Origin of the sequence: Brevibacillus parabrevis (assembly GCF_003710905.1) — a bacterium.
Taxonomy (GTDB): domain Bacteria; phylum Bacillota; class Bacilli; order Brevibacillales; family Brevibacillaceae; genus Brevibacillus; species Brevibacillus parabrevis.
This window is the reverse complement of the sequence record NZ_RHHV01000005.1, coordinates 89,507-108,142: the sequence shown is the minus strand read 5'-3', so window position 1 is coordinate 108,142 and position 18,636 is coordinate 89,507. Positions and strand designations below refer to the sequence as shown.

Annotated in this window: 17 protein-coding genes and 2 pseudogenes; 6 read left to right on the top strand and 13 right to left on the bottom strand. The window is 49.4% G+C overall.

All coding sequences use genetic code 11. The features are described from left to right. Positions 1 to 11: 11 nt before the first annotated feature. Positions 12 to 236, bottom strand: coding sequence for a hypothetical protein (locus EDM60_RS03865; protein ID WP_122962765.1), 225 nt, complete (start codon positions 234 to 236; stop codon positions 12 to 14). 181 nt (positions 237 to 417) lie between these two features. Between EDM60_RS03865 and EDM60_RS03860 the strand changes: the two genes are divergently transcribed. Next, positions 418 to 678: a hypothetical protein gene (locus EDM60_RS03860; RefSeq protein ID WP_122962764.1), complete on the top strand. Its 261-nt coding sequence runs from the start codon at positions 418 to 420 to the stop codon at positions 676 to 678. 54 nt (positions 679 to 732) lie between these two features. Then, positions 733 to 905: pseudogene (locus EDM60_RS29055) on the top strand (IS256 family transposase); the annotation flags it as partial. 430 nt (positions 906 to 1,335) lie between these two features. Here the strand turns inward: EDM60_RS29055 and EDM60_RS03845 are convergent. Next, positions 1,336 to 2,586, bottom strand: a complete 1,251-nt coding sequence (locus tag EDM60_RS03845) for a chymotrypsin family serine protease (RefSeq protein WP_122962762.1) — start codon at positions 2,584 to 2,586, stop codon at positions 1,336 to 1,338. Positions 2,587 to 2,734: 148 nt separating this feature from the next. After that, positions 2,735 to 2,998: pseudogene (locus EDM60_RS29050) on the bottom strand (transposase); the annotation flags it as partial. A 357-nt stretch (positions 2,999 to 3,355) separates the two neighbouring features. On the opposite strand from EDM60_RS29050, the gene EDM60_RS03835 reads away from it, so the two are divergent. Beyond that, positions 3,356 to 3,790, top strand: coding sequence for a hypothetical protein (locus EDM60_RS03835; RefSeq protein ID WP_122962761.1), 435 nt, complete (start codon positions 3,356 to 3,358; stop codon positions 3,788 to 3,790). A gap of 114 nt (positions 3,791 to 3,904) precedes the next feature. Here the strand turns inward: EDM60_RS03835 and EDM60_RS03830 are convergent, their stop codons facing one another. The 6 genes from EDM60_RS03830 to EDM60_RS03805 all read right to left on the bottom strand — a co-directional run bounded on the left by EDM60_RS03830 (position 3,905) and on the right by EDM60_RS03805 (position 10,267). After that, positions 3,905 to 5,887, bottom strand: coding sequence for a methyl-accepting chemotaxis protein (locus tag EDM60_RS03830; protein ID WP_122962760.1), 1,983 nt, complete (start codon positions 5,885 to 5,887; stop codon positions 3,905 to 3,907). A gap of 239 nt (positions 5,888 to 6,126) precedes the next feature. Further along, entirely contained in the window at positions 6,127 to 7,062 is a 936-nt protein-coding gene (locus tag EDM60_RS03825; RefSeq protein WP_122962759.1) for a 3-hydroxyacyl-CoA dehydrogenase family protein, read from the bottom strand. A gap of 139 nt (positions 7,063 to 7,201) precedes the next feature. Then, positions 7,202 to 8,623: a SpoVR family protein gene (locus tag EDM60_RS03820; protein WP_122962758.1), complete on the bottom strand. Its 1,422-nt coding sequence runs from the start codon at positions 8,621 to 8,623 to the stop codon at positions 7,202 to 7,204. Positions 8,624 to 8,828: 205 nt separating this feature from the next. After that, positions 8,829 to 9,002, bottom strand: a complete 174-nt coding sequence (locus EDM60_RS29045) for a hypothetical protein (protein ID WP_233454046.1) — start codon at positions 9,000 to 9,002, stop codon at positions 8,829 to 8,831. Positions 9,003 to 9,577: 575 nt separating this feature from the next. Beyond that, the gene (locus EDM60_RS03810; RefSeq protein ID WP_122962757.1) at positions 9,578 to 9,805 is read right to left on the bottom strand and encodes a hypothetical protein; all 228 of its coding nucleotides are present in this window, start codon (positions 9,803 to 9,805) and stop codon (positions 9,578 to 9,580) included. A gap of 279 nt (positions 9,806 to 10,084) precedes the next feature. Then, on the bottom strand, positions 10,085 to 10,267 hold the full coding sequence (locus EDM60_RS03805; RefSeq protein ID WP_122962756.1) for a hypothetical protein: 183 nt from the start codon (positions 10,265 to 10,267) through the stop codon (positions 10,085 to 10,087). A gap of 201 nt (positions 10,268 to 10,468) precedes the next feature. Here EDM60_RS03805 and EDM60_RS03800 point away from each other — a divergent pair, with 201 nt between their 5' ends. From EDM60_RS03800 to helD, 3 genes are all read left to right on the top strand, one after another. After that, a complete protein-coding gene (locus EDM60_RS03800; protein WP_122962755.1) occupies positions 10,469 to 10,843 on the top strand; it encodes a DUF423 domain-containing protein in 375 nt (124 codons plus the stop codon). 145 nt (positions 10,844 to 10,988) lie between these two features. Next, on the top strand, positions 10,989 to 11,588 hold the full coding sequence (locus EDM60_RS03795; protein WP_122962754.1) for a DUF6143 family protein: 600 nt from the start codon (positions 10,989 to 10,991) through the stop codon (positions 11,586 to 11,588). Positions 11,589 to 11,867: 279 nt separating this feature from the next. Continuing rightward, positions 11,868 to 14,234, top strand: a complete 2,367-nt coding sequence (gene helD, locus EDM60_RS03790; RefSeq protein ID WP_122962753.1) for an RNA polymerase recycling motor HelD — start codon at positions 11,868 to 11,870, stop codon at positions 14,232 to 14,234. Between the two features lie 30 nt (positions 14,235 to 14,264). Here helD and EDM60_RS03785 read toward each other — a convergent pair whose 3' ends face one another. The 4 genes from EDM60_RS03785 to EDM60_RS03770 all read right to left on the bottom strand — a co-directional run bounded on the left by EDM60_RS03785 (position 14,265) and on the right by EDM60_RS03770 (position 18,557). Further along, positions 14,265 to 14,621 carry a DoxX family protein gene (locus EDM60_RS03785; protein WP_122962752.1) on the bottom strand — a complete coding sequence of 119 codons (357 nt, stop codon included), beginning with the start codon at positions 14,619 to 14,621 and terminating at the stop codon, positions 14,265 to 14,267. Between the two features lie 118 nt (positions 14,622 to 14,739). Then, complete coding sequence (locus tag EDM60_RS03780; RefSeq protein WP_122963245.1) at positions 14,740 to 15,927, bottom strand: bis-aminopropyl spermidine synthase family protein; 1,188 nt, start codon at positions 15,925 to 15,927, stop codon at positions 14,740 to 14,742. Positions 15,928 to 16,381: 454 nt separating this feature from the next. Then, the gene (locus EDM60_RS03775) at positions 16,382 to 17,623 is read right to left on the bottom strand and encodes an MDR family MFS transporter (protein WP_122962751.1); all 1,242 of its coding nucleotides are present in this window, start codon (positions 17,621 to 17,623) and stop codon (positions 16,382 to 16,384) included. Next, positions 17,616 to 18,557, bottom strand: coding sequence for an ArsR/SmtB family transcription factor (locus tag EDM60_RS03770; protein ID WP_122962750.1), 942 nt, complete (start codon positions 18,555 to 18,557; stop codon positions 17,616 to 17,618). Before EDM60_RS03770 ends, EDM60_RS03775 begins: the two co-directional genes overlap by 8 nt. Between the last annotated feature and the right edge of the window lie 79 nt (positions 18,558 to 18,636).

Sequence of the window (18,636 nt, the reverse complement as noted above, 5' to 3'; positions counted from 1 at the left end):
TTGGCTACATGCTACCACAAAATGCGGAGGGCAGAAAAACGGCAATAAAAAAGACCGTCATCACTTTGATAGGACAACGATCTCTTGTGCTTGTGCTGATTCAGTTTCTCCGCTTTTGTCTTCGTCGCTCGCTGTCTCATGTCAGCAAACACGAAAATGCTCCTGTTCAACTCCGGGTTGCGCTTGCCTTCCCGCGCCAATTTTTCCCGATGCTTGCGCGCGCTGCTTTTTGCCATTTTCACTCACTCCTTTGTGGCGGCCCGTTCGCTTTGGTACCGTCTGCGACTGCCATCCTTGTTGTTATCATAGTACGCCTGGTGCTGGTTTGCAACGAAAATAGGCGACGTCTACCAACACTTGTCCAAACCAATTGTTCGCTTGTGAATAAAGTAAAAGGGACAGGAGGTGTTCATCAAGATGAAAAAAACGGCAACACGCGTAGAAAACCAAGTGTACTCCACTCGCGTTCTGCGCTCGGAATTTGACAGAAACTGGCGCACATTCGTGTCCAGAAGCGGATACGTCGTTTATACGGCAACAGCTAACCAGGCCAAAATCATCGTCCTGTTGGCGGACGGTTCCAGAAAACTGCTGATTTTCGGCAAAGGCGGCAGAGTCCTCGTTGGCGGTGGGGGCACCAGTCATTATAGCAAACCCCACGTCGCACGCGATTTGTAAATGTCACCAAAACAGCCCCCCTGTGCGTTTAGGCGAGCAGGGGGGCTGTTTGGAAAGGTGACCAAGGGCAAGAGCATTTTTACGACGGATGAAGCCCTGTTCAAAATGCTCTATTTGGCGACCACGGACGTGACCCGAAAGTGGACGGGGCGTGTACAAAACTGGGGCAAATGCTCCTTCAACTCTCCGTTTTCTTCCCTGATCGGATCGGGCATTGCTTGCGTTAGTTCTATGCTTCAAAAGGGTTTACCAAAATACTGGTCAGACCCTATTACTTTCTATACAAGATAAACAACATAATTTGAGATAAACACATTTGCACTCCAATACACTAAAAAAACACAGATTATAAATATTGAAACATCCATTACTCTATTTGTTTTACTTGCATTATTTAATCGTAACCTTTTGACACCAATGTAAATAATATAGAATGCCACAACGTAATATATAAAATTGCAAAAGTAATAAAGTGCGGATTCTCCAAACGCCTGTTCATCACCTAGCATATAAACAAATACCTTTCCAAGAAACACGAAAGTCCCAGTAATCAAATATATTATTAAGTATTCTATTATTTTCCTCATAGAATATACCTCCTTACTAACCCACGCCCATTTTATGAGTCTCTCTTAGGCGCGGGTTAGTATTTTGGAACTATTTACCAGTTATTACTTTGATGCCTGTTTCTGCTTTTATATTGCCAATATAAGTTAAATAGGTAACACTTTCATTAGATCTAGCAGCAGATACAATTCCATATAAGTATAGTTTTTTCGTGTTTTTAGAATCAGGTACTCCAACTGGCGATCCGCTGTCTCCATTTACAACTTTAAGCGAAACCTTTTTCTGGTTTTTTAAATGGCTGCCTAATGCATATACACTTTCATTCGTTCCTTGTACAAATCCACACATTTGAGTATCAGATTGACCTAATGATGTGCATACTCCCATACCTTCCCAATCGTTGATTTGCTCACCAATGATTTGGTATCCTGCTTCATCGTAATTGTTTCCTGATGTAGTTAAGATGTTGTGAGTTGTTAAATCAGATTTAACTTTGACCAGGGATACATCTACTGAACTACCCCAGTAAAATATCTTTTTATGAACAGTGCCGATTAAATTGTCTTTATTGTAGCTCTGTAAAACTTGTTGCCCTGTATTATCAGCACAGTGTCCTGCTGAAACTAAAAAGTAAGTAGAACTATTTGAATCTTTTGCTGAAAAGCCATTTGTACAAAAACCGCTTCCTGAATAATTCATTTGAGCTGCTCCCGGTACTGGTCTAACCTTTATTTGTGCTCTATCTATTTTAGGCTCAATTTTTTCTGTTTGTTCAAATTTAATTAGTGACTCATCTATAGTCATTTTTCGAATCGATTTTTTGTTCAACCCTTTTTCTATACTATCTTTTGCCTCACTTTCATCTTCAGTATAACCTACGATTACAGACTGATCTTTAAAACTAGAAGAGATGCTTGCAACATTCTTCTCGAATCTATCAATGTTCACCGAAAGCTCTTCAACAACTTTATCCAAGTCTTCCTTGGAATACTTTACTTCATCATATTCAACTTCAACATCTTCCCCCAATATGTCTCTAACTTTATTCAACTCATCTTTTTGAGGGATAGAATGGAAACCAATATGAATTATTCCTCCATGTTCTTGATCAACGTATAGCCCCGCATAGTTATCATCAAACTTTTTTTCTAAATACTCAATCAAGTCAGGTATTCGCTTTTGAATCTCCATTCTATCCCAGAACTCATCTTCATCAATCGGAGTAACATAACGCACTTTGTCCTCCTTTTCCTTTCCTTCAGCAATGATCGTATTAGATAGTGGCAAAATAGATATTGCACCTACGACCATTAAATTCAGCACAACACTTTTCAACTTCATAATTTATGCCTCCACAAGAAATTTACATAATATGACAAATATAATATATATTAGTAATGTGTGCAACATTCGCTCATACTAGGCTCCATGTCAAGCCGACTCAACCGTTGGGTTATGTGCCTTACAATCGATCTCCAAAATGGATGGCCAGTTGTGATATACAACCATTTGCGGTGGTTTCATGCTTCTTCACAATGTGAGGTTTAAATTCGCTGTTACGGCCACGAGGTACACGAATTTTTGTGTTACCGAACTTTGTTTTCAGCGTCTTTTTACTATACCCATTCCGACTATTTCCTGAATGATTGCCCTCGGTACTATATTTGTTATAGCCCAAATGGTCATCTATTTATGCTTCAAACAACTGCTGGATGGTGTCACGAAACAAATCTTTAAGCATGGCGTGTACGTCTTAATCCTTCGCTAACTACTTGATCGTCATGTCTCTGTTGTCTTGCATAAATGATCATCTCCTTAATGGGGAGTTTAACCATTTACACAAAACTTTTTACGCTCTCTTAAACTGTACTGAGCCTGTTTTAGAAACGGCTTGATGGCTAACGGCTGGCTACTCAGCTGATTTTCTCCCACGCGTCTTGTCCCGGCTGGATTTTCTTAGTCTGCTTATTGTCGGTTGCTGTTTTTCTTCGGACAATTACACTGTGGTTAAAGGAGGACTTTTCTATTTAGGTAAACAAGATTATTTATTATTGTAACAAATGTAATATAATACTATTTTTATATAAAATAATACCAAGGAGGTGCAATAGTGCTAACCTACTTTAGAGGTGCAGGCTGTTCATTATTCGTTGCAAGTATTCTACTTTATTTTTATGTAGTAAGTAGAGAAGGAGTAGTACCAGTAGATGATAGCGGTACATACTATATACTTCAAGGCTACATTATTGTATTAAATTTTGTCGGAGCACTTTTTGGATTGGCACTATATTTGAATTTATCAAGAAAAAAGTCACACAACGTATTGCTTAATATCGTTTTATTCGCACTACTTGGATTGGCGTATTCCATCGTTCTTTCGTTTTTATTGCCGTTCAAAATGATTACATTTGTAATTACGATTTGCGGTTCAATATTTTTTTATCTTGCTCAGCTTTCTACTAAACGCACTGCTTCTTACACAACTGCGATAGGTGGCCTGGTCGTATCCATTTCTATCTTTTTGTTGTTGTATTTTGTTTATTAGTTTTGAGCTGTCATTTTTCGAACCATACACAAAAAGAAACAGGCAGCTTTTAAAAAGGGCCTGTTTCTTTTCGTATATTTTGAGCTTCTATCTCCCTACCTGGAAATTTTGCCTTTACTCATACGTAAACTTGTTAATCAACACTTTCAATTCCTCGGACAACACCGACAGCGCTTGCGCCGACGAGGAAATTTCCTCCATGGAGGCGAGCTGTTCTTCGGAGGAAGCCGCTACTTCCTCGGCAGTTTCGGCATTGCCTCTCGCAATCTGCGCCAGATCGTTCGCAGCTGTCGTCACTTCATGCACCGCGTTTGCGATTTGTCCCGCAATGGCTGATACTTCGTCGATGAGCGGATTCGTTTGGCGGGTACTCTGGACGATTTCCTCAAACTTGTGGATCGTTTCCGTAGAGAGAGCCAAGCCTTCAGCCACATCCTGTCTGACTTTCTCCATGTTATCGACCGAGGCTCTCGTCTCTTTTTGAATTTCTGCAATCAGTTCGACGATTTGCTTGGCTGACTCCTGGGATTGCTCTGCCAGCAAGCGCACTTCGGTCGCGACGACGGCGAAGCCTTTTCCGTGTTCGCCAGCGCGGGCTGCTTCGATCGCAGCATTGAGCGCCAGCAAATTGGTCTGCTGGGAGATGCCGCTGATGACTTCCGAGATCGAGCCGATTTCTTTGGAACGGTCGTACAGCGATTTTATCATTTGATCGGATTTCTCCACGGAAGCATGAATCGAGTTCATTTGCCCTACGACTTGCTGCACCGAGCTTCCGCCTTCATCCGCCTGCTCCGTCGTTTTCGTAGCGATATCCGCGAGAACCTGGACACTTTGCGTGATTTGGACGATTCCTTCCGACACCTCCTGGAGAGAGTGCACATTGCGCTCCGTGACTGCGGTCTGCTTTTCCGCCCCTCCTGCCACTTCCAGAACCGCATTCGTCACTTGCTCCGTAGCAATGCTTGTCTGCTGGGCACTTGCCGTCAACTGCTCGGACGAAGCGGCAACTTGCTCGGCTCGCGCTTCCACATCGGAAATGAGCGTGCGCAAATGCTCCTGCATCATGTTGAACGCGCGGCCAAGCTCGCCAAGCTCATCGCTCGTGCGCACTTCGATGGAATCGGTCAAAATGCCTTGGCTGACCCGGACCGCATGCTCTTTCACCTCGCGAATGCTTGCAATAATCGAACGCAAAATCACGAAAATGATCATCCCGCCCACGATCAAGCAAACCGCAATCGTCCAAAGCGTATGCGTATAGATCGGGCGGGCAGCCTCATCCACTTCCGAGCGGAGCATCGAACCAGCTACTTTCCAGCCCGTAGTCGGATTGGTCATAAAGTACATTTCTTTTGGCTGATCCTGAAACGAATACGAGAACTGGCCCGTCTCCGCCTGGTACAAGTTGTCATAGAAAGCTTCTTTTGCTTCCTCTCCCGCAGTCTCTTCCGGGTGCACAACGTACTTCTTGGTTCCATCCAACACCATCACGTAACCGTTCGTGCCGATATTCACGCTGCTGGCCACTTTTTTGATTTGCTCAATGCCGAGCGTAATGCCGATGACTCCAGAGCCGTCATCCGTCGCTTTGGCAATCGTTACGATGACTTCACCCGTAACGGCGGAAATGTACGGCGCGGTAATAATCGTTTTGCCTTTGCTCGCCATCGCGATTTTGTACCAGTCGCGGGTACGCGGGTCAAAGTCTGCCTTCACTTCCTGTCTGGGCGAGCGCATGTAACTCCCGTCTTCCGTCCCTAAACTGATACTCGCTACTTCCGGGTTCATCCCCATGTAAATATCGAGGAATTTCACAGCCTCCGAGTTGTCACTTGCTGCATACATGCTCTTGTTGATCACTTTCGCCAAGTAGTCAGCGTCTTTCATTTTCGGCTCAAACGTATTGGAGATGATCGAATTTACGAGAGAAACATTTTCATTCGCGCTTGTCATGATCTGTTTCTCAATTTCCTGCTTGGCCTCCTGGAAAGACAAGGCTCCAACCACGAGGGAAGGGATAATCAGGATCAACAGAAACGTCACAATCAACTTGGTTTTGAAGCTTTTGATCCATTCTAGCTGTCTTACGTTCAAGTCTGTTCATCTTCTTTCCTTGTTGAATTTGGATAAAAAAGGACAATCGTTATAAGTCCTAATGACTAATATCGGTAACTGCCTAATGCTTTTTTAGTAAAAAGACGATAAAGTTTGTCGGCTTTGATACCCGGGATTGCCTGTAAAAGGGCAGCAGCATGCGTTTCCGGGCGAAAAAAAGGCTAGAAAAAAAGCCGGGATATCCCCCGACTTTTTCCTGATTGCTTTTGCCCTATTGTTTATCGCTCGTTTTTCAGCTTGGTCAGCCGGATGAACTGCTCGTCTCTTGCGTGCAGCCTGTCCGCGACTGAGACGTGCTCGTACGAGTAGATGCCTGCGCCTGATTTGGTGCCCAGCTCGCCTTTGTTCACGTGCTCGCTAATAATCTGTGGAGCCGTAATAGATTGATCCAGTTCCGGCGCCAAATTGTCCATGACGCGCTGCCACGTATCCAGCCCGCCAAAATCAGCGGTCTCGATCGGCCCGACGAACGCCCAGCGAAAGCCGATGCCTGCTTTCATTACCGTATCGATGTCTTCCGCACTCGCCACGCCTTCCTCCAGCAAATGAAACGCCTCTCTCATCAACGCCGTTTGCAGGCGGTTGGCGATAAAGCCAGGCACATCTTTTTTCAGCAGCACGGGAGCTTTGCCGATTCGTTCCATCAGCTTGACTGTCGCTGTGACAACTTCCTCTGCCGTTTGCTCGTGACGCACAATCTCGACAAGCGGAACGAGCTGCGCCGGATTAAAAAAGTGAGTGATGATAAAACGGTGCGGCAACTTTGCCTTTTCGATCAGCCGCGCGATAGAGAAAGTAGACGTATTGGAAGCGATAATCGCCTCCGGCTTGGCAAACTGCTCCAACTGGGCGAACAGCTGCCATTTCAGCTCGATCACTTCCGGCACAGCTTCCGTAATCACATCAGCCTCAGCCACTGCTTGCTGCAAATCGGTAGTCAGCACAATCCGCTCCAGTGCAGAGGACTTGTCCTGCTCCGTAATGACTCCCTCTTTTTCCAGCAAGTCCAGACTTTGTTCCACGCTCGCTTTTGCTTTGTGCAATAGTTCCTCCTGCAAATCGTAAAGCGAAACAGAGAAACCCGCCAACGCATATAGCTGGGCGATGCCATGCCCCATTACACCTGATCCGATTACTGCTACGTGCTTTATCATGTGGAGAACCTCCCGGGAAGTAGGTAGATCGCTTTTGCTTTGCGAAAATTTCCACAACGGGCGGACCAAATCCTGCTGGCAGCAAGCAGAAAAGCCGCACCCCCGGCTGGATCATCCCCGGACGTACGGCTTGCCTTTTTTACAAAAACCTGCGATGCACCTTTTTGCCGTCATAGGTGAACATGACTTGCCGGTCTTCCACGACTGTCTCCAGGTGGATATTTTTTCCCCACAAGGTGTAGACGTAAGGCAGCGTCTTCTCGACGTACTTCACGTCCAGCTCCAAGCCTTCGAAGTGGTGCTTGAGCAATAGCTCTCCTGAGCGCAAATAGTCGCCATCATGCACCAGCACATATGGGAAGCCGCCGTTTACTCGCGTCCCGGCCAGACCGTCGCGTACTTGCTCCCACTGTTTTTCCGTTACGACCCAGTCGTTGCCCTGCTTGCCGAACATGTACAGGTCGAGGTCGCTCACCAAGTCTTTCGTCAGGAAGTTGCGGATAAAGCTGATGTCGGATTCCAGCTCGCGCACCTCAAACAGCTTGGCGCGCCCTTCGCCCGGCTTGCGGCCAAAGCGCTCCTGCTCTTCCTGCGTTGGATTGTCCCAGCGTCTTTCAATGTCCTCAAAAATTTTCAAGCCGAGATGGTACGGGTTAATGCTTGTCGTCGACGGCTGGATGACTGAGGAATGCAGCTTGGCAAATTCAATCGTCTCCGCCTCCGTCAGCTCCATCTCCCGCAAAATGCGCATATGCCAGTAGGTCGCCCAGCCTTCGTTCATGATCTTCGTCTCCATCTGCGGCCAGAAGTAGAGCATCTCGTCGCGGATGATCGTCAGCACATCGCGTTGCCAATCGTCCAACACGTTGCTGTACTCCATGATGAACAGCAGCAAGTCTTTTTCCGGAGCCGGCGGGAATTTGCGCACTTGCTTGGCGGGATCAGCCTCCACTTTTTCTTTGCGATCCAGTCCCCACAGGTCATCGTAAGGCGATGTCCGCTCATACTTCGCTTTTTTCTGTGGCTCTTCCCCTTCCCGCTTCCATCTCAGCTTGGGACGCAGCAAGCTCGGATCAATATGCTCCTGTATCGCCAGGCTCGCATCCAGCAAGTTCTCGACCGCTTCCTTGCCGTGCTCGATCTCGTACTGGCGAATCCGCTCGCCGCTCGCCGCCATGCTCTCGACCATATCGCGGTTCGTATTGGAGAAGCGCATGTTGTTTTTGAAAAAGTCGCAGTGAGCCAGCACGTGGGCAACGATCAGCTTGTTTTGGATCAGTGAGTTGCCGTCCAGAAGAAACGCATAGCACGGGTTGGAGTTGATGACCAGCTCGTAAATTTTGCTCAGGTTCAGGTCGTATTGCAGTTTCATCCGGTAAAAGCTCTTTCCAAAACTCCAGTGCGAGAACCTGGTCGGCATGCCGTACGCGCCAAACGTGTAGATGATGTCTGCCGGGCATATTTCGTATCGCATCGGATAAAAATCAAGGTTGAACCCCTTGGCTATCTCCGTGATCTCGTCAATGGATCGCTCCAGTTCTTTGCGCTCGTCGCCTGTCATTGCCTTTCCCCCTCCATTCGCCAAAGCCTACTTTATGTATATGGGGCAAGTGGAGAAAAGACGCCACGGTTCTTGGAAAAAACGGTTGGAGTGGCAGGGAAGTGTTTTGACAACAAAAAAGCGTCTCCTTTTGAGGAAACGCCTTCATCGAGTTTAGTCATTCTTTATTCTTGGGTACTTAAAAGCCCTCATATGTCATGCTATCTCACACTCTTTGTATTTTTGTGCTCATTAATTGTTCAAGTACGCTCTCAATCTTAGCCATCTCTTTTTCCTTTGAAATCCACCAATTTCGACTCCAAATGCGATGAATAACCCATCCCTTTTCTTCTAAAAATCTTTGTCTGTATATATCCCTTTCCCGCGCAACTAGCCACATTTAATCGATTTTCCCCACTGTCACGTGACAATGGGCCGAATTGACTTACCATTTTTCCATCGATATCTTTGGCATACCCAACTGAAAAAAGGATAATATCTCGTTCATCCCCCTGAACATTTTCAATATTTTTCACAAAAAGCCCGACATTCTCTTCACCATTTTTTCGATTTTTGGCTTCTTCGATAAGGAATTGGTACTGTTTCAACGATCTGCTCGGCTTCCAGTCTGTTTGATCGGTTTAACCAATGCCCATTAACAGGTATAAATTCGATAGGCTTCGATTTCTTGTCCGTTGATACTGTAGGTGCTATCTGAACTCGTTTGTCATAAAATGCGTAGTTTGAAAAATTGATTAGCTCTTCGTACTGCGAGCGATAATGCCAAGCCAACCATTTTTCTGGAAACTTAGGCTTTGCCCATTCCAATAAGCTCTTTGCTTGCTTCTCATCCCCAGCTACCACCTTTTTCCAGTAATACACGTGGATAAAAGCATAATTAAGGGCTGTCCCAAAAATCAGACATCTGACTTTCGGGACAACCCTATACACAATCGGTCTAAGATTTTAATGCCTTTAGCCGACGGAAATATCAATATTTTGAACAGTATTGTCGATTGAATCAATATCTAATTTTATAGTATGGACATTATCGTCTATGCTTTCTGTAATATTCTTAATCGACTCAACAGCAACTGTCATATCAATAAGATAGTCCTCGATCTTATCCACGCGCTCATTTAAAACCTTGATCTCACCTAGTATTTCCACCAAAACGCTTACTACATCTTCAAGAGTTGCCATTTTTTGCTCCTCCTAATTCGGTCAAATGAACATAATTCAGGCGATCCTCATTTCCAGAATATTTTAATTGAAAATTTCCAATATGTCTATTTCTTTAGCCCTATATCACAAATATGTAATGCACGCAGCGATGTTAGATAAGGCAATTAGCTTACTTGCTTTGCCACGCTTGAATCAATATGCTTCTAAATCGCCAGGCTGGCAAGAACTTGTTCCCCAAATAAAAAAGCGCCCCCATCCAGGAGACGCCTTCGCTTTGTTCACGCCTGCGTGTCGTCCTTATTTTTGGAACCAGTCACGCACGCCCGAATAAATAAGAGCACCGGAGAAGACGAGCATAGCGATCAGGCCAATGCCGTCCACCACTGGATTCAGCCCGTTCAAAAACGTGCCGTCCAACGGAGTGTTCAACAAAGCATAGCCGCCGAGCAGACCGCCAGCCAAGGAAAGCCATTTGTTCATGTCCACGTCACCTCCCTATGCAACAGCCTAAAAATGAAACCGCTGCAATACTTCACTCTATGTCAGAGGCTGACAAGCGGTCTGTACGTTCGTCCAACACACTGTTCATCAAATTGCAATTGGGCATAGCTCATCCTTGTGCGGTACAATAATAATGGATATTTGTGCCTGATTTCGATTATCTGAAGGAGTGAATGACGCATGAAGCTGTTTTTGCTGCTCGGCAGTGTCAGCGGTTTTCTTTCGGTTGCGCTTGGAGCATTCGGTGCCCACGCCCTGAAAGAAAAGCTGGATGAATATTCGCTTGGCATTTTTCATACGGGAGTGACGTACCAGACGACTCACGCTCTGGCACTCGTGCTCGTCGCTTTGCTGCTCAAATGGTATCCGGACTCTTCCGGGCTTGTCTGGGCGGGATGGTGCTTCGCAGCCGGAACTGTGATCTTTTCCGGCAGTCTCTACACATTGGCCATGACCGGGATCAAAGTGCTCGGGGCGATTACCCCGATCGGCGGCGTCCTGTTTCTCGCTGGCTGGGCACTGCTTGCCTTCCACGCCTGGAAAGCCGTATCGTAACCGCTCCATACTTCAGACGTCATCGTACGCCCAACGCTCGCTGTTTGGGCGTTTTTCTCTGTAAAAGAAGCAGCGCCGCACCCCGAATAGACGAATGCCATATGCTGTAGGGCTGGCACTACTGAATCGGTAAGGAGAAAAAAACATGACCAACTCCTCCTACTATTACGGCCTTCCTGATATTTACATGCAGATGGGCTACTTTCCCTTTCCCACACCTCCGCCCACTGCGCCGCTGAACCGCAACATGCCCGCCCCATACACGATGCCAATCTCCGATCCATGCAAGCACTTCCTCGGGCAATCGGAAAAAATAGTCGCTCAAGACGGCGAGCACGGCTTCGCTTCTCTGGTCAATCCGCTTCGCTCTGGCGTGCTTTTATACGTAAACCAGTGGCTGATCACGAATCCGCAAGCTTGCCCTCTCGAAGCGCACATCTGGTTTGGCAAAGCAGCTGGCATCGCCAAAGCCAAAGCATCGGCGCAAGTGACGTCCGGCTACATCCAGCTTGCTGCCTGTCCCGCGGCTCAAGGACAGATCATGTACGGATCAGACCATCCACCCGGCCATCCAGACGGAGTCTTCGCCTCGATCCGCATCGTCCCGCCCATGGCGACAGCGGGCGAGCAACCAAACGGCCAGTGGATCATCGGCCCGGGAATGGCCTTGACGATTCGCGTCCCGGATACAGGCGAGCAACCGGCTTTTTATGTTTACATGAACTGGTGGGAGCACCCGTTATAGGAGGGAAAAAGCCATTCGCTTTTTCCCCGCCCTCTTTTCCATAACCATAACTGCCCCTGAAAGCAAAAAAACGAAGACACAGGCATCGCCCCGTCTTCGTCGTATCGGCTACTATTTTTTTACATGTTGAAAACCTATAGACCCTCTGCTACAATGGGAATTGGTCTGTAGGTGACTTTCGAAAAAACTATCATTCTATCTCCAATATAATCTTACCACATTGCAACATCCTTGTCAAACCTTCAGATCAAAAAAGGGGAACGAAAAAGGAGCGGTACCATGAGCGCTACTGATCAAGAAAGGCAAAACGAACAGCAACGGGTTGAGACAGTCATCACTGAAATCAGCAACCGGATCACCGACCTCGAACAGCAGGTACAAGTCGTAAGTGAAGATATCGTCGGAATCCGCAAGCATTTTTGGGACGATGTGACCGTCAACTTCGAGGATGCCACCGAGGCGATCGAGACGTACGTCAGCATCAAGCAGCAAGCTGAAGTATTGTCGGAGCGGGAGCGCAGCCAGCGTCATGCCCAGAATCAGTTGCGTACCATGCAGCGATTGATGCACTCTCCCTATTTTGGCCGGATTGATTTTCACGAAGAAACCGAGCCTGGTTCAGAACGCATTTATCTCGGAATCGCCTCTTTACTGGACAAAAACGACGAGCATTTTCTCATTTATGACTGGCGGGCACCGATCTCCAGCCTGTACTACGACTATTCCCCCGGCCCGGCTCACTATGACACGCCAAGCGGGGTCGTCTCAGGAAAGATTACGTGCAAGCGGCAATATATCATCCGCGATGGGCAACTGCTTCACATGTTCGATACTGGCGTGACCATCGGCGACGAGCTGCTTCAGGAAGTGTTGGGCAAGCAAGCCGATTCGCAAATGAAAAGCATCGTCGCCACGATCCAGCGTGACCAGAACCGGATTATTCGCAACGAAAAAAGCCGCTTGCTGATCGTCTCCGGGGCAGCCGGCAGCGGCAAGACTTCGGCCGCCCTGCAACGGGTCGCCTATTTGCTCTACCGCTATCGCAAGACTTTGACCGCAGAGCAGATCGTCCTGTTTTCCCCCAACTCGCTGTTCAACAGCTACATCTCGACGGTTCTTCCCGAGCTGGGCGAGGAAAACATGCAGCAAACGACTTTTCAAGAGTACGCCCAGCATCGGCTTGGCGATTCCTTTTCCCTGGAAAATTCGCTGGAGCAAATGGAGTACGTGCTTACCGCCCATGACGAGCCTGACTACGAGGCAAGGCTTGCGGCGATTCGCTGCAAATCGTCCGCTCCTTTCCTGCGCGTGATGAATCAGTACGCGGATCGCCTCATGCGAGGAGGCATCGTGTTCCGTCCGATTTCGTTTCGCCAGGGCACGCTTATTTCCGCCGCGCACATACAGGAGCTGTTTTATTCCCATGACACCTCTTTGCCGATCCCGAACCGGATGGCTCTGGTGGCACGAGCTTTGCTCGCGGAAGTCAAACAGCTGGAACGGCGCGAGCGCAGTAAACCGTGGGTCGAGGACGAGGTGCAATTGCTCGATAAAGATGCTTATGTAGCCGCCTATCAGCAGCTTCGCCGCAAAAAGCAGTTTCGCGACGATTCTTTCGACGACTTCGACCGCGAGCAGGAGCTGCTGGCAAAGCGGGTGGTCAAACAGCATTTTCAGCCGGTTCGCGACTCGATTGCTTCGCTGCAATTTATTGATATACAGGCCACTTATCGCCAAATGTATGCCGACCAGGCGCTGCTCGACCAGTTGCTGTCGGATGAGCCGTCCCTGAGTTCAGCTGCATGGCCCGCGATCTGTTCGCTGACCCTGGAGTGCTTGGATCAAGGCAAGCTGACACAGGAAGACATTCCGCCTTATTTGTACTTGCAGGAGCGCCTGGAAGGCAAGCAGACGAACAATCTCGTCCGCCATGTATTTCTCGACGAAGCCCAGGATTACTCGGCGTTTCAGTTTGCGCTGATCAAAAACTTGTTTCCGCGCGCCAAAATGACCGTGCTCGGCGACTGGAATCAGGCGATTTACGCGCATGCTGCGCACGACGAAAGCTTCGGCACAGTCTCCTCGCTCTTTGAACCAGAAGAGACAGAAACATTCGTGCTGACGAAAAGCTACCGCTCTACCTTGCCGATTGTCCGGTTCACGAAGCAGCTGGTCGCAGGCGGCGAGCAGATCGAGCCTTTCAACCGGGATGGCCGGATGCCGACCGTGACGAAGGTACACAGCGACGCCGAGCTTACACAGCAGATTGTCGAGCGGGTGAAAAAGCTGTCGGCAAACGGACACAAGACGATTGCCGTCATTACGAAAACAGCTGCGGAAGCCGAGAAAGCGCATCAGAGTCTCGCTGCGCTTTTGCCGATTCGTCTGATTACCACTTCTACCTTGTCCTACGATACAGGCAATCTCGTCATCCCGTCGTACTTGGCAAAAGGGGTCGAGTTCGATGCCGTCATCCTATACGACGCTTCTGCCAAGAGCTACAGCCGGGAAAGCGAACGCAAGCTGTTTTATACCGCTTGCACACGCGCCATGCACGAGCTGCATCTTTACTACCGCGATGCAAAAACGTTCTTGCTCGACCACGTATCCGCGAGCAGCTACGAGCATCTGGAAACGGACAACTGATCACAAAAGACCCGGCTGCGCCACTCTGGCTTAACCGGGTCTTGCTTTTGTCGGTTTAAGGCCGACATAGATCGCGACCAAAAGCAAAATCAGATCCAGTTCATACCCGCCGATGAACCCTTTCTCCCACTTCACCGTCACAATCGCTCCGGCCATAACCCCTGCCAGTCCCCACGCCGCATAGCTCGCTCCGATCCCCAGCAAAAAGGCCAGTCCGCCAATCAGCTCGATGGCAAGCACCAGAAAAGCAAGCCACCCCGGCAAGCCGAGATCGCCAAACATTTCGCTGACCGCCCCCATCCCCCGCTGCAGCTTCGCCAGACCATGGAGCAAAAACAGCACGCCAGTCGCCATCCGCAAAACAACGAACGCTCTCTCGTAAGCCATAGCTCGCCCCTCCTCACCACTACCATATGCCAGTCGCGGGACAATCAGTCGTGCTCGGCATGACGTTCGGTCAGCGCACCTATGGGCAGCTCTGCGATCGAACCGAGCCACAGGGCAATCAATCATGATCAGCATGACGTGCGACGCTACAGCGAGAGATCAGTTCAAACCTCGTCTGTCGGCAGCGCGGGCAGCCTTTGCTTTTCAACGCTTCAATCGTTTTCACCCGCTCGTTGGCCCCAACCTTGGCCACCTGAGCGCAGCGCTTGCAGCGATACAGTCGCTGTGAACGCACTTCTTCTCCGGTGTACAGCGGCTTTCTGTACGCTTCCTTCACGATTGGAGCCGTCTGCTCGGTAGTGACGAGCACGATCATCTGGCCTTTTCCGCCCAGCAGTTGTGCCCCCTCGTACTCGTTAAAATGACTGAGAACTTCCCGGACGCTCAATCCCGCCTGCACGAACTTCTGCTGCATCTGCAACGTAAAATCGGGCGACTTGTGCGCAAAAGACAAAAAAACAGGCAGTCCTTTGCGCGGCTGCAAACCGCTGATTCCCCGTGACAAAAACAAGGACATCCCTTGCAGCGTATACGGCGGATCGGTAAAAAAGCAATCGAACTGACGATGCAACCGCGCAGGCAGCGGCTCGCGCAAATCAGCGTGATGGCATTGGATCGCCAAGTTCCGCTGCTGCGCTACATCCCTGATATATTGCAAAAAGCGTTCATCAATATCGACAACCTCAATCTTGCCTGCGCCCCCCGCTTTTCCTGGAAACAACCGTTTCAGCAAAAGGGCGAGCGACACGCTGACCAAGTCGTCGTCGCCCACGCACAATACTTTCTTGCCGACAAGCGCATGGTTCCGCAGACAAAGCAACGCCCGGCGCATACTCGTCTCTGCCGTGCATTTTGCCTGATCGAGCTGCACATTCACTTGCGGCCGCTCGGACAAGATGCTCTCCAACTCGTTGTACACGTCCGCCAGCTCGTTTTTCCAGGCCGACTCGTCTTGCATCAGCTTATTGTACAAAGTCCGGTCCAGCCCGCCGAACCCAAGTCCATTTTCCACGTAGGCCAAGCCGTCTTCCGTGCAAGCCAAGCCGTTTCTCGCTTGCAACGCCCCGGCCTTGATCAGTTCTTTTTTGATTGCAGTCGCCACCGGAACAGGCAGCATGACTTTTCGCGCCAACTCTTTGCCAGGCAAGCCCGGCTGAAAATAACAATGCAGCAGGAACTGCTCAATCACTTGCGGCCCTTCCTGCAATTGAACTTGACGATACGTTTCTTCTATATAGTTGCGCATGTGTACGCCTCTTTTCATTAGGGATATGCCTCCCTCTCCCTGCGCCGAAGCGGTCATAGTGCTTCCCCTTTATCTGAGGAGCAAAGTGATGACCGCAAGCGGACACACCCACTTGCATGAAAAAAAGGCAGCGAAGAACACATGGTTCCCCTCTGCCTTGGGTGCGCAGAAAAAATCGTAGCCGCTGATGCAAAAAAACCGTGCAAAAAGAGCACGGTTCCGGCGACTGATCGGATTGGGCAGGTCGATGACCGTTGTTCTTAACCAATGAAGCTCTCCCTGTTCCCATCACAAACAAACCACTTGCTAGATGGCTTTTTGCGAAAAAATGGGAGAACTTTATCCAATTGGATTAGTTAAGCACAAACGCCGACATCAACATTTCCCCTAGTGAAAAGATTTGAGTTCCAGTATATACCTTTTTACAAATACAGGCAATACTCTTTTTGTTTGACTAGCTGACAGTTTTCACTTGTACACTCTCTTGCATGCTTCGCTGCTCATGAAGGCGGCGGCCTAACCAGTAAAAGACCAAGCTGACCATGGCAATCGCGCCCATCATGACAAACATCGTCGGCCCGCCGTATGCGTGCAGCACGATTCCGCCCGCCCACGGCCCGAGAAAGCTGCCGAGCATGCTGACGCTCTGTGCTCCGTAATAGGTGCCGCGCATATTCGCCGGGCTGATTTGGTCGATCTGCGCGTACTCGGCTGGCACGATCAAAATTTCTCCCAACGTAAAGACGATCATCGCAGCTACGAACCAGCTCCACGTAGCCGAAAAGGCGAAGCCCAGCTCTCCGACTGCCATCAGCGCCGCTCCCGCTGCAATCCGCGAAAACAAGGAATAACGCTCAACCAGTCGCGTCAGAGGCACTTGCAACAGCAGCACCGTAAAGCCGTTGGCACTCATCAACACGCCAAACAAGGCGACGCCTTCCGTTATGTTTTCACGCAAATACTGGGACAACGTAACAGACATCTGCCCATGAACCGTCACCAGCAAAATTCCGCCCACGACAAAAGACAGCAGAGCCACGTCTTTTTTCAAGATGCTCCAGATTTGCTGCAAGCTCGCTTTCTCTGTTGTCGCCTGCCCGCCAGCATCGCCATCTGAGACGCGATACTTTTGGCACACGATCCAAAGCACAGCCGCAAAACAAAGCGTGGAGAACGCCGTAAGCATAAAAGCAATCCCGCTGCCCGCAATGCCTAAAAACGCTCCCAGCATCGGCCCGATAGCCACTCCGAGGTTTATCGCCAAATAGCGGTTGGAAAACACCCGAAACCGTTTCCCTTCCTCCGTCAAATCGCCCATCATCGCCTTCGACACCGTTCCGTAAAAAGACGCCGACAAACCCATCAACAAACTGATCAGCAAAAGCACCAGCAGATTGCCGAAAAAGACGAAACCGACGAAAGCTGCTGCCATCAATACCATGGAAAAAATCATCAGCTTTTGCCTGCCGAACAAGTCCGACAAAATCCCGCCGAGGAAGCCGCCAACTGTGCCCGCCAAAGGCCCCGCGCCGATAATCAACCCGATGTAGGCAGGCGTCAGCGTCGTCGTCTCGCTCAAGTAAATCGCCAGAAACGGCATGCTCATCGATTGCGTCAGGCTGACGAACACCGTGCCCGCCATCAGCAGATGCACAATCGGGTGATACGCCTCCCAAACTTTTTTCCACTTATTCATCGGTCATTCTCCTTGCTCCCTCCCTGTGCAAAAAGGAACGCAGCAGCACAGGCAGACGATCGACGAATGACTCGCGCAAGCTGTAGGCTGCAATCGTTGTGCTGCCGTTATAGTGCGCGCGAATCAGTCCAGCCCGGCGAAGCGCCGTGACGTGGTGGTGGACCGTGCTTTTGGCGAGCGACACCTGCTCTTGCAGCTCTCCCAGCGTACTTTTTTTTTCAGCGAGGCACCGCAAAATGTGCAGCCTTTTTTCATCCGCCAGACACTGGGCAAGCGGCAGAAGCTCAAGCAATGGCTGCGGCTCGGTTTGTCCGGCATCTCTGACCGGATACAAGCACGTGGCAAGTCCGCGGTAAAAATCGAGAACGGACGTAGGCGCACAGTGATATTGCGGGATGAGCACGACCTCTTGCAAATCGGGCATAGGCTCGATCCAGATGCCGTTTGACGCATGGTCGATCAGCTCGATCGCGGTCATTTTTCCCGCCAACTCCGTCATTTCCGCCGCGCTTCGCTCCAGACTCGTGACAATGGCTGGCGAGATCCGGGAAAAATAATGCTCATTCCATCGCGCCAAAAGCGACACGCTATGATCGCGGATTTCACCGAGATTGAGCGGGATCGTCTCTACCCATGGAGCGAGCAGCTCGTAAATTTCTCCGGGAGGCAGCTTTTCCAGCCAGCCGAGAAAGTCCGCCACCGACTTTTTCTCCGGGGCTTGCGCGACCAATAGCACCAGTCTATGCAGCACCTCCCAGCGCTCATCCTCCAGCTCTTGGGCGAACGCTGTGGGCAGCTGTTGCTTCGTTTCTTCCTTCCAGGAGACGCCAAGCTGCAAATGCTTTCGTTCCTTTTCGTAAATGTACGCATACAGGCTGATGATGCATTCATAGGCAGCAGACCATTCGATTCCAATAGAATATTGGTTATTCATTCGATCACCATCGAACATCAGATTTTTTATTAGTGTAGCATCTCCGCTCGTTTTTGAAAAGGCCCGTCTCCCGCGAGCT

What these genes read in the sequence shown, in the direction of transcription:
- EDM60_RS03825 (WP_122962759.1), bottom strand. Translation starts at nt 7,062, where the DNA reads ATGATAAAGCACGTAGCAGTAATCGGATCAGGTGTAATGGGGCATGGC.
- EDM60_RS03795 (WP_122962754.1), top strand. Translation starts at nt 10,989, where the DNA reads ATGACCAACTCCTCCTACTATTACGGCCTTCCTGATATTTACATGCAG.
- EDM60_RS03860 (WP_122962764.1), top strand. Translation starts at nt 418, where the DNA reads ATGAAAAAAACGGCAACACGCGTAGAAAACCAAGTGTACTCCACTCGC.
- EDM60_RS29045 (WP_233454046.1), bottom strand. Translation starts at nt 9,002, where the DNA reads ATGTGGCTAGTTGCGCGGGAAAGGGATATATACAGACAAAGATTTTTA.
- EDM60_RS03775 (WP_122962751.1), bottom strand. Translation starts at nt 17,623, where the DNA reads ATGAATAAGTGGAAAAAAGTTTGGGAGGCGTATCACCCGATTGTGCAT.
- EDM60_RS03865 (WP_122962765.1), bottom strand. Translation starts at nt 236, where the DNA reads ATGGCAAAAAGCAGCGCGCGCAAGCATCGGGAAAAATTGGCGCGGGAA.
- EDM60_RS03785 (WP_122962752.1), bottom strand. Translation starts at nt 14,621, where the DNA reads ATGGCTTACGAGAGAGCGTTCGTTGTTTTGCGGATGGCGACTGGCGTG.
- EDM60_RS03770 (WP_122962750.1), bottom strand. Translation starts at nt 18,557, where the DNA reads ATGAATAACCAATATTCTATTGGAATCGAATGGTCTGCTGCCTATGAA.
- EDM60_RS03820 (WP_122962758.1), bottom strand. Translation starts at nt 8,623, where the DNA reads ATGACAGGCGACGAGCGCAAAGAACTGGAGCGATCCATTGACGAGATC.
- helD (WP_122962753.1), top strand. Translation starts at nt 11,868, where the DNA reads ATGAGCGCTACTGATCAAGAAAGGCAAAACGAACAGCAACGGGTTGAG.
- EDM60_RS03805 (WP_122962756.1), bottom strand. Translation starts at nt 10,267, where the DNA reads ATGAACAAATGGCTTTCCTTGGCTGGCGGTCTGCTCGGCGGCTATGCT.
- EDM60_RS03845 (WP_122962762.1), bottom strand. Translation starts at nt 2,586, where the DNA reads ATGAAGTTGAAAAGTGTTGTGCTGAATTTAATGGTCGTAGGTGCAATA.
- EDM60_RS03810 (WP_122962757.1), bottom strand. Translation starts at nt 9,805, where the DNA reads ATGGCAACTCTTGAAGATGTAGTAAGCGTTTTGGTGGAAATACTAGGT.
- EDM60_RS03780 (WP_122963245.1), bottom strand. Translation starts at nt 15,927, where the DNA reads ATGCGCAACTATATAGAAGAAACGTATCGTCAAGTTCAATTGCAGGAA.
- EDM60_RS03800 (WP_122962755.1), top strand. Translation starts at nt 10,469, where the DNA reads ATGAAGCTGTTTTTGCTGCTCGGCAGTGTCAGCGGTTTTCTTTCGGTT.